Source organism: Syntrophobacter fumaroxidans MPOB (assembly GCF_000014965.1).
GTDB lineage: Bacteria > Desulfobacterota > Syntrophobacteria > Syntrophobacterales > Syntrophobacteraceae > Syntrophobacter > Syntrophobacter fumaroxidans.
In genome coordinates this window covers 1,877,464-1,890,322 of sequence record NC_008554.1, presented here as the reverse complement: position 1 = coordinate 1,890,322, position 12,859 = coordinate 1,877,464, and the positions used below count along the sequence as shown (strand labels likewise).

Annotated in this window: 13 protein-coding genes; 6 read left to right on the top strand and 7 right to left on the bottom strand. The window is 59.5% G+C overall.

Going from position 1 to position 12,859, the window contains the following annotated elements:
* Positions 1-337 precede the first annotated feature (337 nt).
* Positions 338-1,849: a cation:proton antiporter gene (locus SFUM_RS07925; RefSeq protein WP_011698388.1), complete on the top strand. Its 1,512-nt coding sequence runs from the start codon at positions 338-340 to the stop codon at positions 1,847-1,849.
* 298 nt (positions 1,850-2,147) lie between these two features.
* Here the strand turns inward: SFUM_RS07925 and SFUM_RS07920 are convergent, their stop codons facing one another.
* From SFUM_RS07920 to SFUM_RS07900, 4 genes are all read right to left on the bottom strand, one after another.
* A complete protein-coding gene (locus tag SFUM_RS07920) occupies positions 2,148-2,537 on the bottom strand; it encodes a cache domain-containing protein (protein ID WP_011698387.1) in 390 nt (129 codons plus the stop codon).
* 451 nt (positions 2,538-2,988) lie between these two features.
* Positions 2,989-4,164 carry a CaiB/BaiF CoA transferase family protein gene (locus SFUM_RS07915; RefSeq protein ID WP_011698386.1) on the bottom strand — a complete coding sequence of 392 codons (1,176 nt, stop codon included), beginning with the start codon at positions 4,162-4,164 and terminating at the stop codon, positions 2,989-2,991.
* Positions 4,165-4,426: 262 nt separating this feature from the next.
* Entirely contained in the window at positions 4,427-5,047 is a 621-nt protein-coding gene (locus SFUM_RS07910) for an arylesterase (RefSeq protein ID WP_011698385.1), read from the bottom strand.
* 360 nt (positions 5,048-5,407) lie between these two features.
* Entirely contained in the window at positions 5,408-5,953 is a 546-nt protein-coding gene (locus tag SFUM_RS07900; RefSeq protein ID WP_011698384.1) for a Ros/MucR family transcriptional regulator, read from the bottom strand.
* 215 nt (positions 5,954-6,168) lie between these two features.
* On the opposite strand from SFUM_RS07900, the gene SFUM_RS23115 reads away from it, so the two are divergent.
* On the top strand, positions 6,169-6,330 hold the full coding sequence (locus SFUM_RS23115; protein ID WP_153307207.1) for a hypothetical protein: 162 nt from the start codon (positions 6,169-6,171) through the stop codon (positions 6,328-6,330).
* Between the two features lie 470 nt (positions 6,331-6,800).
* On the opposite strand, the gene SFUM_RS07895 is transcribed toward SFUM_RS23115, so the two are convergent.
* Positions 6,801-7,718: a bile acid:sodium symporter family protein gene (locus tag SFUM_RS07895; protein WP_150109463.1), complete on the bottom strand. Its 918-nt coding sequence runs from the start codon at positions 7,716-7,718 to the stop codon at positions 6,801-6,803.
* Positions 7,719-8,098: 380 nt separating this feature from the next.
* Here SFUM_RS07895 and SFUM_RS07890 point away from each other — a divergent pair, with 380 nt between their 5' ends.
* Positions 8,099-8,836 carry a FadR/GntR family transcriptional regulator gene (locus tag SFUM_RS07890; protein WP_011698381.1) on the top strand — a complete coding sequence of 246 codons (738 nt, stop codon included), beginning with the start codon at positions 8,099-8,101 and terminating at the stop codon, positions 8,834-8,836.
* A gap of 62 nt (positions 8,837-8,898) precedes the next feature.
* Positions 8,899-9,660, top strand: coding sequence for a sulfite exporter TauE/SafE family protein (locus SFUM_RS07885; RefSeq protein WP_011698380.1), 762 nt, complete (start codon positions 8,899-8,901; stop codon positions 9,658-9,660).
* Between the two features lie 319 nt (positions 9,661-9,979).
* On the opposite strand, the gene SFUM_RS07880 is transcribed toward SFUM_RS07885, so the two are convergent.
* A complete protein-coding gene (locus tag SFUM_RS07880; protein WP_041440158.1) occupies positions 9,980-10,261 on the bottom strand; it encodes a hypothetical protein in 282 nt (93 codons plus the stop codon).
* 649 nt (positions 10,262-10,910) lie between these two features.
* Between SFUM_RS07880 and SFUM_RS07870 the strand changes: the two genes are divergently transcribed.
* Together SFUM_RS07870 and SFUM_RS22925 are read left to right on the top strand one after the other, a co-directional pair.
* Positions 10,911-11,249, top strand: coding sequence for a hypothetical protein (locus SFUM_RS07870; RefSeq protein WP_011698377.1), 339 nt, complete (start codon positions 10,911-10,913; stop codon positions 11,247-11,249).
* A gap of 161 nt (positions 11,250-11,410) precedes the next feature.
* Entirely contained in the window at positions 11,411-11,671 is a 261-nt protein-coding gene (locus SFUM_RS22925) for a hypothetical protein (protein WP_011698376.1), read from the top strand.
* 5 nt (positions 11,672-11,676) lie between these two features.
* Here SFUM_RS22925 and SFUM_RS07865 read toward each other — a convergent pair whose 3' ends face one another.
* The gene (locus SFUM_RS07865) at positions 11,677-12,735 is read right to left on the bottom strand and encodes a diguanylate cyclase domain-containing protein (protein WP_011698375.1); all 1,059 of its coding nucleotides are present in this window, start codon (positions 12,733-12,735) and stop codon (positions 11,677-11,679) included.
* Positions 12,736-12,859 lie beyond the last annotated feature (124 nt).

Here is a 12,859-nt window from a genome sequence, read left to right as displayed (position 1 = left end):
GGCGGAGCAGGGCCGCGCTTCTTCTTGACTTATCCTACGGATTTGCAGAGGGTTGTTCGAACAACCTCCTGGTCCCGAGGGTCAAATCGACCTGCTGTCGCCGTTCTCAGACCATTTCCACCGTCATTGGCCCGCGGCGCGATACGAGACGCTCTTTCAGGGCTTGAACCGGACTTCGTCGCCCGTACGGATTCGGTTGAACGCGTTGGAGTTTCAGGTTTTCGAGATCACAACGGAATCAACCTTCCCAACACCGTGAACGGCCCGGTGCGGGCGGGTTCCGCCTCCCACCGGAACAGGCGCACGGGGTGCCGCAATCAAACGCGACAGAGGACTTATGGCGTTCAGCATCGGGTTGATCATTCTCATGGGACTGGCCGCGGATCTGGTGTTTCGTCGCCTGAAACTGCCGGGCTTCATGGGCATGCTGCTGGTCGGCATGACGGTGGGTCCTCACGGCCTGGATCTGATGGCTCCGGAAATGGTCGGCGTTTCCGAGGATTTTCGAGAGATCGCCCTCGTTGTCCTTCTCCTCCGCGCAGGACTCGGGCTCAACCGTTCGACGCTGCGCAGAGTGGGGGCACTCACCATCGGCATGAGCTGCCTGCCCAACCTTTTCGAGCTGGCGGCGGTTGTTGTGACGGCCCATTGGCTGCTCGGTTTCGGTTTAGTCGAAGGCGCGATCCTCGGCGCGGTTCTGGGCACGGCATCCCTGTCCGTGGTGGTTCCGAAGGCTCTGGACTACATCGACCGCGGCAGGGGAGCGCTCAAGGGGATCCCCACTCTTCTGCTGGCCTCCTGTCCCCTGGACAACGTGTTCATGATCGTTTTGTTCACTTTCTTCGCGGGCATGTACGGGGCCGCGCAGGTGAGACTGCTGAGCGCTTTGGCGCAGATCCCGGGTGCGATCGTTCTGGGAGTCCTGTCTGGCGTGTTGCCGGGGTATGTTCTCTACCGGCTCTTCGGAAAATACGACCGGTGCGCGCAGAGAGGGGCGCTTGCCCTGTTGGGGGCCTCCATTCTCCTGGTCTGGCTGGAAAACGCTCACCAGGGGATCGTCACGTTTTCGAGTCTCTTCGGTGTAATGACCATGGCGTTCATCCTGCTGGAGAAAGCCGAACCGGTCGCCTTCGTTATTTCCCAGCGGCTGCAGAAACTCCGGGTCTTCGCCGAACTGCTTCTGTTCGTTCTCCTGGGAGCCCGGGTGAACATTCCGGTGATCGGGCAAGTGGGTTTCGAAGCGATTGCCGTGATAGTGGGCGGCCTGGCGTGCAGAAGCCTGGGAGTCGGCCTCGCTTTGCTCGGCTCGGGGTTTGACGGGCGAGAGAAGCTGTTCTGCGCGGTGAGCTGGCTGTCCAAGGGTACGGCTCAGGCAGCCCTGGGCGCGATTCCGCTCGCTGCCGGGGTGGCGTTCGGAGAGGAAATCCTGGCGATCGTCGTGCTCTCGATTGTGATGACTGCTCCCGTGAGCGCCATCCTCATGGGATTTCTCGGCGAACGGGTGCTGGACAAGGGCGAACCGTCTCCGTACCGGTTCAAGGAGCTACGGCTGAAGCTCGGCCTGCCCCGGGTAGGGGCCCGGGTTCGCAGCAAGCGCTACGGTACGGTGTGGAAGGTGATCGAGGAGAAGGAGACCTGGATCGAGAAGCCGCGGCTCCCGGGAAACGTGCAAGACAGCCCGGTGCTGCTTCCGGCCATCTCGCTGCGCTATTGGCGCCGGGATGCCGACGGGGAGGATGCCGCGGGGAAAACGATTTCTTTTCGCTACAGCCAATTCGATCCTTCGTTTAACGATCATTGGGAGATCGTTCATGACTGGCGGGATTCACCAAGGCACAGGGGGGTGTAGCCGGGGACCTCCTGTGGCGGTTCGCTCAAGTCGATTGTACGAACATCCCCCCGGGGCAGGTCACAAGAGGACCTTGCCCCGGGCGGGTCTGTTCCGGTCTTTCGACTCTTCCCGTGGTTCGGAAGGCTGATAGGTCGATGATCGTTGAAACGCCGATTCCTGCCGGTTGCGACTGCTGTGAGGATGAGTGCCCGAAGACCGCGAGGATAAGTAAGACGAACCGTGGAAAAAGAATAGGCCGTGCTCCGCAACGGCGGTCCCGACGACCGGGGAGTTCGGTCGTGTTTATGAAGCCGTGCTATTCCTCGTAGACACCGCTGCAAAAGATCATGTCGTCGATTTTGTCAAAATAGACCACTTTGGGAACCACTTTTCGGCTGGTGGGATGGTACCACCTGTATTGCACCCACCCGCTGCCCTGGGAGTTGGCAATATCGACGATTTCCCGGATGAACGGCTTGTCGTCGGAGTCCTTGAGGTTGATGAAATCCTTGCCCACGAATTTTTCGTTGACCCCGTGGGCAAGCATCGTGCCGGCGGAATCCAGCACAAAGACGTACATTTCATCTTCGACAAACTGTCCCCGGGGGTTCATGTATTCGGCCAGGGCGATCTCCCGGCCTGCGGATTTGTAAAACGAGATCGCCCTGTCCACCCAATCCATCGCGTCTCTTCGCCTTCTCGCCATTTGCCGCTCCTTGTCGGTTTGGAGTGATCACAACAGTCCTGAACCATCGGCCCATTTTCTGTCTTACACCCTCAATCCTTTGCACGCACTGCGGCTTTGTCAAGGTTCGCGGCGCGATCGCCGGCCCGATCCGGCCGTTTCGTACAATCGCATTCAAGAGGGGTGCATCGGGCGGGAGGGCATAAAGCCCTCCCCTACGTTTGATCGGCGTAACAGTCCGTAATGGCAAGGTTTATCCCCACCCGCGTCCCCTACCGCCACGTCTGACCGGCACATCGGTCCGTACAAGGGCGGGATTCATCCTCAGCCGCCTCACCCCGCGCGATCCCTCATGCCGCGGTATTGAGAGCGAACCGGAATCGCTCGAAAAGGGACGATGCAAGACGCAGCCGCACGCCCACCTGCCTGGCGATCGCTCGTGCGGCGGCATGTGAAGTGCGCATGACCGGGATCAGACGACGCCTTGCCGTCGCAGCCTTTCGATCTCGGTCGAATCGTAGCCCAGGCCGCAAAGGATCCGGTCCGTGTGTTCGCCGAGCTCGGGGGCATGTGACCGAATGCCCCCGGGGGTGCTCGAGAGTCGGGGGCATATGCCGAGCTGCCGGTAGGCTCCCCAGCTGTCATGGATCAGATCGACCACCATTTCTCGCGCCCGCACCTGGGGATCGTCCATGACCTCGGCAAGATCGAGCACCGGTTCACAGCAACAGTCGGCATCCTTGAAGACCTCCACCCACTCGGCACGGGTCCTGCTCGCGAACAACGCCTCCAGCCGGTGCTTCAACTCGACCTGGTGGCTTCCCGGTTCGAAATACTGTGGAGTGTCCCATTCCGGGTGTCCCACACGCTCGCAGAAGGCCTTCCAGAACTGCGGTTCCAGCGCGCCAAGGCTCATGTACCGCTTGTCCCGGGTCGAATAAAGATTGTAGCAGGCAAAGCCGTGGTTCAGCATGTCGTCCGCTGGAGCGGGGACGGCTCGGTCGCCGAGAAGTTTTCCCCAGCGCAGGCAATTCCATAGCAGTGAGCCGTCCGTCATGGAAACATCCACGAACTGGCCTTTGCCGGTGCGTGTCCGGGCGAGCAGGGCGGCCAGAATGCCGAAAGCGGCAGGAAGACCGCCGCCGCCCAGATCGGCGATCTGAACCCCGGTCATGGTGGGTGCACGCCGGCCGCTGTAGGAAAGCACACCGCTGCGGGCGAGGTAGTTCACGTCATGGCCGGCCTTGAGCGCCATCGGGCCGTAGGCCCCGTACCCGGAGATCGCACAAAAGACGATGCCGGGATTGACGGCTGCGAGCCGTTCATAGCCCAATCCCATCTTGTCCATCACGCCCGGACGGAAACTCTCCAACACCACGTCCGCATTTTTCGCCAGGCTTCTGAAAATGTCCTTCCCTTCGGGTGCCTTCAGATTGAGGGTCAGAGACCGTTTGTTGCGGTTGAGGACGACATGGTAGCCGCTGCCGCCGCCGACCCTGGGAGGCCACCAGCGAATGTAGTCGCCGCGTCCGGGCTCCTCAATCTTGATGACGTCGGCCCCGAGGTCCGCGAGCAGCATGGAACAGAACGGGCCCGGAAGGAGTCGGGACAGGTCCAACACCGTGAAACCGCAGAGTGCTCCTTGCATCGTTTCCTCCTCTTGCACTGCCGTGCCGGGAGAACCGGGAAGACGCCCGTTCGAAGCCCGGCCGTCGCCGACGGGGCCAACCGGTTTTCAAACTGTCGGCGAGCGCTGGAAGAGCGGACAGGGGGGAAGCTCCATCGGTGAACTGCGGGGTCTGCCGGCGGAGCATACGGAGAGACGACGACGCCGATTCCGGCCGGGCACGCTCGTTCCCGAACCCGCCCGAACGCCTCCGCTCCTCGTTACGGACGCACGTTTCCGGCCATCAAAGGTAAGGTTTCAGCGCCTGGTGGAATTTCTCGGCAATCAATTCATAGCCCTCGCCGTTGGGGTGAATGGCGTCGCTCATCAGTTGTCGGTTGCCGAAGATGCCTTCGAAAATATTGGGGACGAGCACCGCGCCGGTCTCCCGGCAGGTTTGCCTGTATCCGTCCTCGAAACCGCGCCCCCAAACAGGCACGTCGATGCCTCCGACAATCACCAGGGCGCCCATGTCCTGGATTGACTCGATGATGACCCTCAGGTTTCGGAAAGCAATGTCTTTCGAAATGCCGTTTTTCAAATCATTTCCACCCAGCGTGATCAAAACGATACGGGGAGACTGCGACAGTACGTCCTTGTCCAATCGGTCCAGTGCCCGGGCCGTCGTGTCTCCCGGGACGCCCTTGTTCATAACAGGCCCGGAAATCATCCGGGACAGCCGGGTTGGGTAATCCTTTCCTTTGGGAGCACCAGTGCCGTACGTAAGGCTGTCCCCAAAGCAAATGATGTTTTCACCGTTTGGACGATCGTTCCTGATCGTCGGCCCGGGACTCGAGGCAAGCAACCGGTATCCCAGAAGACCCAGCAGACCGATGACGACAACTACGACGGCTTTCCTGATCATGGGTCATCTCTCTTCACGGCAACACGAACGATTTGCTGAACGAAGACGGTCCGTCGTTGCCGCGAACCGTCGTGAGCAGCGGGTTCGAAACGATACAGAGGAGCCGTCGTCGACGGCTTGTTCGCAGGCCGTTCCGAAGGTTTTATCCATCCAAACGCAACGGGGCAACGTTCGAGGATGACCGGCCGGCCGGGTTCTCGCGAAAGGGGTTCGAAACAAAAGGCAAGAAGGCCCGGCGAGGGATCCCGCAAGGTCTTCTTGCCCGGGGTTTCGCAAACGGACGGCCAATCCCGGCCGGCGACCTGCCGGGAAGAGTCCGATGCCGCGCCGGCTTTGAGTAACAGTGCTCCCCCGGGGTGGTCAGGGAGCGCTTTTCTTTCTCCTGGGGATCTTGGACGCCTTGTCCGTCAGGGAGTCTTCCGCGGGTGAGCCTTCCATTACCGCCGCGGCCTTCTGCTGCTTCTTGGCCTCGAGGAACTGCACCAGTTTCTCCGGCAGTCCCCGCTTCTTGGCGGCCTTGCTCCTCGCCTTGGTCAGAGACTTCGCCGACAGGGGAGTCCGCATCGTGAACCCGTATTTCTTTCGGTATTCTCGCGGAGTCAACTCGTGTGAAACCAAATGCCTGGCCGTCAACTGGCGCATCTCCGCCCCGCATTCGAGGCACACGATCTTGTCCTGCTGAATGGATTCGCGGGGTGAAAGCTGCGGCGGGCCGCTTTCTTCAGAGCCCTCTTCCAATGGTCTGGCCAGATCCAATACTGTTCCGTCCGTCTCCGACTTCTGCATGTCCTGAAGTGCCCTAAAAACCTTCTGCAAGGACAATACTAGTTCATCAGGAGACATCGGAGTTGTGGATACCTGGTTTTGGATGATGTCCGCACTGATTTCCACCAATTTTCTCGTCATCGGCACGCTCCTAAGTTCCTTGATTTAATAAAAATTTCCTGGACTTTCAAGTCGTTCCAACGACCATTATAGATAAAATCTATTTTTCTGCAAATGATATTATCAAGTTTAAGTGAAATAATATTAGGATTAGTATGCATCGAGAATTTGGCGACGGGCAGTTTTGAATTTATTTGACAAGCCTTCCGGGAAGCGACTTGAAAGGATTTGTTTGCTTGATGAACTTTGCTGAGAGAAAAACCGGCGAAGCTGCGTTGATCACCGCAAGGGAGGAAATAGGCGGTCGGAACGATATTGCATTGGAAACAATCCTGCAAATTCTGTGCATCATCTATCTTGAGGCTTTTGTCCCAGATGAAGGCGACAATTCTCGCTAGATGGCTTCCAGTATCGAAAAGTTCTTGGTGTCCGGACCAGTAATGTGCAATGCCCACCAATCTTTAAAATATTTTAAGGTACTTCATGCTCCCTTTCGGGCAACTCTTGCCGAATTCCCATCGAACCGCCTTTGTCCTCTGAACCGGCCAGGCCTTCCGGCATTGCCGTTCCGGAGTGGAATGTCCGTTCCTTCATAAGACGCCTCGGTCATCCAGATGGAGGAATCCCGAAAACATCATGTCTTCCTGGCGCCCTGCCGTGTTTTCGAATCAGCGGGGCGGCAGGTCGCGACAATCGGATCTGGAGGGACCGAATCTGCGTTTCGGATTCGTGCGGCGCGATGCCGCTCACCGGCTCATGCGGGTGGTGATTTGAGGAGTGCCGTGTTGTCGGAAGCTCCTCGGAGGTCGATCTCCATTTTCATCGGGACACGCAGGGGAGGAAAGGGGCGGCTCGGAAGCTGCGGGATTCAGGAACTTCGGCGCATGGCCCATTTCTGGTAGAAACGCAACGGGATGATCAGGCTGAAGAAAGGAACGTTGTACATGGCGGCGACCGTGGGCTCGAGAGGACCGAAAAATTCCGAGCTGAACACGAGGACAAGCACGTTATTGATGAGGCCGAAGCTGACGACCGCCGCCAGGCGGTCGGCCGGAGGCCGGTTATGCGCTACGAGGGTTCCCGCCACAAAATAAAAACCGGCCAGAACCGTTGCCACACCGAAAGCGACCGCAACGGTTGACGGCTGCTCACGCAGGAACGATGCGTACTTTGAAAAAATACCGAGATTCGTGATGACAAAGCACAACAGCGAGGCAGGATAACGGATTTCCATGAGCCGCGTCGACACGGCCGGCGTGAAACGCTTCAGGACTTCCGCAATGAAGAGGGGGACGAAGATCACCATGCCCAGGAGGTAAGACATGGCCGCAAACGGTATCGACATCTCCCTGCCCATGAGCACGTGTACCAGCGTGGGAAGCGTGAACGGGACCAGAATCGAACTCATGACCACCATGCCGAGCACGATCGCCATGTTGGCCTGCACCAGGACGGCGAAAAAGGGTGAGGCGACCCCGCTGGAGACTCCGGACAGCAGCAAAGCTGCAAGAGCGTACTCCGGAAGCAGGCTGTGAAAAGCGACGAATACCAGCACGGGCAACAGGACGAGCTTGAAGAGCAGGCAGTGGAGCGTTCCGGCCCAGGAAGCCCTGAGGGCGTACAGCATGTTGCTGAATCGGATGGGAAGAAAACTGAAGAAAAGCAGCACCATCATACAGTACATGGGGTAGGGCTGGAAGGGGGCTCCAAAGGTGGGAAAGAGAACGCCGGCAAGAATTGAGGACAGGGTAAGGACGAGCATGAGCCCGTCTCGCAGGGTGAACATGATGCACCGGACCTTCTCGTGTTTCGCGGGGAACGAAGGGAGCCCCCGCATCTTCGATGCCGGACCCGTTCCGTCCCGCTTGTTCTGGATTGCCGGTCTTATAACCGGTTTTTCGTCGCCGTCCCAGTGGAAACGAATTCGAGCCTTCACTTTTTCGCCTTGGACATCACCGTTTCGCAGGTGAACCCGGAACCCTCGGGCAAGGTTCGCCGAATGCCCACTTTCACCGCGGGTGGTGACTGAGCTTTTTCACGCCGGGCATGTAGATGCTAAACCAATTATATTGAAATCTCCATAACGATATGTTATTGGTCCTACCAATTAATCTTTAGCCTGAAATGAGTTGATGGAATGGCCCCATGGGCGGGGAGGAAGGGTACATGGCGGACGAAGTCGCTTCCCCCGGGAAAAGGTATCTCTACAACGAAGTCGTCGAGCGGATCAAAGAAATGATCCGCCTCGGTGAGCTGCGGGTGGGCGGGAAAATCCCTCCGGAGCGGACTCTGGCCGAGCGTTTCAAGGTGTCGCGCAACTGCGTCAGGCAGGCGATCCAGGCGCTTTCAGAAAGAAAGATTCTCGAAAGCCGCCGGGGCGACGGCACGTATGTGCGTGCCGCGGAAGAATCCGCTGTGATCGACTCGTTTGCGATGGCGATCCAGGCCCGTAAGGACTTGATCCGGGAGATCCTGGAATTCCGGTTGCTCGTGGAACCCCAGATTGCGGCTCTGGCGGCCAGGAACGTTACTCCGGAAGAATTGGACCGTCTCAAAGTCATCGTCTGTGATCAGGAGAGGAGGCATCTGGCGGGGATGGAGGATTCCGAGCTGGATGCGGCGTTCCACCTGCTGTTGGCCGAGGCGTCGAAGAACAGGGTCGTGAGGGAGGTGATGGAAACGGTGAACGGGATACTTGCCGAGAGCCGGTCGGAATCCCTCAGGACTGCGGCCCGAAGGCGTGTTTCGGTGGTTGGGCACCTGAGGATCATCGACGCCCTTGAGGTTGGAGACCCCGGCCTGGCATGTACGGCCATGCGGGAGCACTTGGAATCGGTGGAACGGATCATTATGAGCGGCGTCGGGGAAGACCGGAGCGGAGACGGGGGGAAGACCGGGCGCTGAAACACGGGAGGCCCGGCGCGCAGCGGGCCGTGAGCGGATGAGAAGAAAGGACGGCGAGGAAGATGGGCGAGTTGGAACTGCTTCTTGTGGGACTGGCGGCTGTTGCGGGAGGTGCTGTGAACGCCCTGGCCGGAGGCGGAACCCTGATCACGTTTCCCATGCTGACAGCGGTTGGCGTGCCGGCGGTGGCGGCCAACGTGACCAATACGGTGGCCCTGTGCCCCGGGTACCTGGGAGGGAGCCTGGCGCAGCTGAACGATTTGCGCGGAAACGAACGAAGGATGTGGCTGCTCGTTCCCGCCGGCATGATCGGAGGGATCGCGGGCGGCATTTTGCTGTTGAACACGGGCGAACGGGTCTTTCGGAGCCTTGTGCCTTTCCTGATACTGCTTGCCGCGGGCTTGCTCGCCGCGCAGGACTCGGTGCGCGCCTGGCTCACGCGTCGTGCGGAGCACAAAGGATCGGCGCCGCCGCATGAAATGTGGACGGTGTTGCCGGTCGGCATAGCCGCCGTCTATGGAGGCTATTTCGGCGCAGGGCTGAGCGTGATCGTACTGGCCGTGCTCGGGCTCGTCATCGATGAATCCCTGACCAGGTTGAACGCGATCAAGCAGGTCATAGCCCTCGTTGTCAACATCGCCGCGGCGGCCTTCTTTCTCTTCTCCGATCAGGTGATGTGGTCTGCCGCGGCGGTGATGGCGGTGGGCGCGCTGATCGGGGGAGCAGTGGGAGGCCGCCTTGCGGGAAAAATCCGACCGGCCGTGCTGCGGCGAATCGTCGTGGCCATCGGCGTGGTGGTGGCGGGGGTCTACCTGGTCCGCTAGGAGTCGGTCGGCAAAGGCCTTCTCTCAAAGGACCTTTCCCGAAATACAGCGCGACGGCCCAACCGATCCCGACTCTGCGGGGGAAGGCTCGCATTCGGACGCTTCGCCAAAACCCGGAGGCGGAAGTCCGACTCTCCTGGCTTCCTCTCCGCCGGGTTCCCGGAGGCAAGCCGAGCGGTGCGCTCAGAGAGCCGATTCGGGTTGTGGAACGGCAACGGAACAAGGCTATCCCCCGGACGGCCCGGAAAAACCAGAGCCCGCAAGGGCCGTCCCGCCGGCTCGACGAAAGGGGCAATTCTGCTTATGCATCCGGCTTCGGCTAGCGCCTTCGAGATTTTTGCCGGGCGGGTCTCGAGCCGGGATGGCCCCTTCTCTCGCGTTCCCGGTCGAACATGGGCTTTGCCGAGCGGTTGGGAGTGACGGCGGCGGGATTGTACTCGTTTTTCATTATTTGGCGCCATTGTTCCTGGAGCTGGCGCAGTGATTCGTCCGTGCGGGCCTGCTCCTGACTCTGTGCCCGTGCCGGTGGAGCCGACCAAAGGAAAAAGGCCGCTGCCGACACGAGGAGGGCAAGAAATATCAGAACTCGCTTGCCGGGCATATGCAAAGGACTCCTTCCATTCTACACCTTACCGATTTGGAATGTGGCCGAACAATTCGCCACACGCCGTGACGTCGCCCATCGGGTTGCCCTTCGGACGGGAGACCGGCGCCTTATAGCACAGAAACCACAGCAGAAAAAAGGAAGAACGGGAAATCCCAGTCGTATCTGATGGTTCCGGAGGGAGAGCGCTTGCGCGCGCGATGCGAGGCTCGCGACGCGAAGCGGTTGTGCCTGGCTTTCGCCGTCAGGATCACCTTACCGGCCACCGCGAAGCCCTCAACTCGCCCGGGCATCCGCCGGCCACCCTTGAAGTTCCGTCGGCGGACGGCAAACGGAAGTGGGATTCCCGGAGCCCGTCCGTCCCGAGGATAAAGGAAGGCGTGGTCTTTCCCCGCCCGGAGCCTGCTCAAATGAGGGAACTTTTCGGTACGTTCGTCAAATTGTGGAATATTGTTTCCGTGCGACAAAAATACTGTCTCGACCCGATGGCAAAGTAGGGAATGAAGAATTAATTTTATAAATAGGTCGACGAGGCAGTCCGCCGCTATACCTTCCTGAATGTTCCCCAGCTCTTTCGCCAATGTCAATGTGCTGCTCTTGGAAAGGCTTGGCGGGCTTTGACGCCACAAAAACAGGAGGAGCAAAGATGGAATGGTTTGTCCCGGTTATCTTTGTCCTGGTGATAGGTTTCATCGGGGTCTGGTGGCACATTTTCACGGCAGAGAAAAAGGCCGATTTCGAGCTGGAATGGCTCAAGCGCACCAGGAAAATACGAATTCCCGACCAATCGTTTCACACCTCGGTGTTCAATCTTCAGTTGTGTGTTTCCTGCGAGGAAGTTCACGCCGATGAAGTCTGCCCCAAGTGTGCCAGCGAAGTCTGCATTCCTCTGAGGAGGATCGTCCGATCCACGAGGGGGGTCGAGTTCCCGATCAAGGCAGGTGAAAAACCGGACAATATCATCAAACTGCGCATGGCAAACTGAGTCGTGTAAAAGGTGCCGATCCGGCGTCGCGTAGTGTCCCTTTCGCGGTTTGCGTGGCTGCATGGGCACGCCGCTCTTCCCATCGGGCGAGGTGGTGTAGACGGCCCCCAGGGATTGGAGGCGGATGACGCGCCGGAAATCGGTTCGGAATTCACGCTCCATTGGACGACCGCCGCCCGTTGCGCGTCCTGCGCGAGCCCGTCCATCGCAGCCTGCGTGAATCGGTGATGTCGCATTTCGAACAGTACTGCAACGTGGAACGTGAAATGACGTTGCGGCGCCATACCCTGCCGCTCGATCTCATATCGAGGTGCGTTCAAGACGACACAACACCTGCCCATCGGGAGTTGACGCGGGCGGGATTGTGCGGCGCCAACGAAGCCGGTCTTTTCCGACCTTCACAAGAGCCTGGAATGGTCTGATCCGTCTACCGCCCTCGATCCTTCAAAACGACTCGGTTGCGCCCCTGCTTCTTGGCTTCGTAAAGCGCTTCGTCCGCTGCGGCGACGAGCGCCTCGGGAGTACTTTCCTCGCGCGGGACCATGGCGGCGACCCCACAGCTCAGGGTCAAGAATTCACCCGTGGAGGATTCCGGGTGACGAACGCGCAGGTTCTCGACCTCCCGGCAGATGGTCTCGGCGATGTGGACGGCTCCGTCCGCATTGGTGTTAGGCAAGACAACGGCGAATTCCTCGCCTCCGTAGCGTGCGACGAGGTCCATGGGACGTTTCGCACATTCCTTGATGGCGGTGGCCACCGCCCGCAGGCAGTCATCCCCGGCGAGGTGGCCGTACGTGTCGTTGTAGAGTTTGAAATGATCGATGTCGCTGAGGATGAGCGCCATGGGTGCCCGCTCGCGCCGCGTGCGCCGCCATTCCAGGTCAAGGAACCGGTCCAGGCTGCGCCGGTTGGCCACCCGGGTCAGGCCGTCGAGGGTGGCAAGACGCTCCAGTTTCCTGTTCAGTTCTCGAAGCTTCGCCTCCATTTTCTTTCGCCGCGTGATGTCGGTGAGAATTCCAACCGACCCGATCACCTGTCCGGAGCTGTCCCGCAACGGGAAGGAATGGTCCCCCAGCCACTTTTCTTCGCCGCTCTTCGTTTGCACCCGGTAGTCCGCGTGGTACTCGCCGGTCTTGCCGTCCTGCCGGTTCTTGGCGATTGCCTCCATGGAGAGGTTTTTCTCTCCATGATCCTCGATGCTGACGATGAGCTTCCTGAACCCGACGGCATCGATTTCCTCGGGCGAATGGCCGGTGAGTTTTACAATGGAGGGACTCATGTAGTCGTATTTCATGGAGTCGTATCGGAGCTGGTAGAGCACGTCTCCCGTCGTTTCCGCCATGAATCGGAAACGTTCCTCGCTTTCCCGCAATGCCTCTTCCACTCGTCTGTGGTTTTCCTGCAGGTTTTCCAACTCGATGACGCGCCGACGCAGCAGGGCGAGTTCCTCCACCAACTCCCGCCGGCTCTTCTTTTCATCGCTCATCCGCCGCCCTCCGTCAGGAATAAGCCGGGCGGCGGCATGGAAATGCCGCCCCGGCGCGGAGGTCCGTACCCTCGGCCGTCCCGGGAATGGAATCGTTCGACAGGGTGTCGGCAACTGCAGGCGG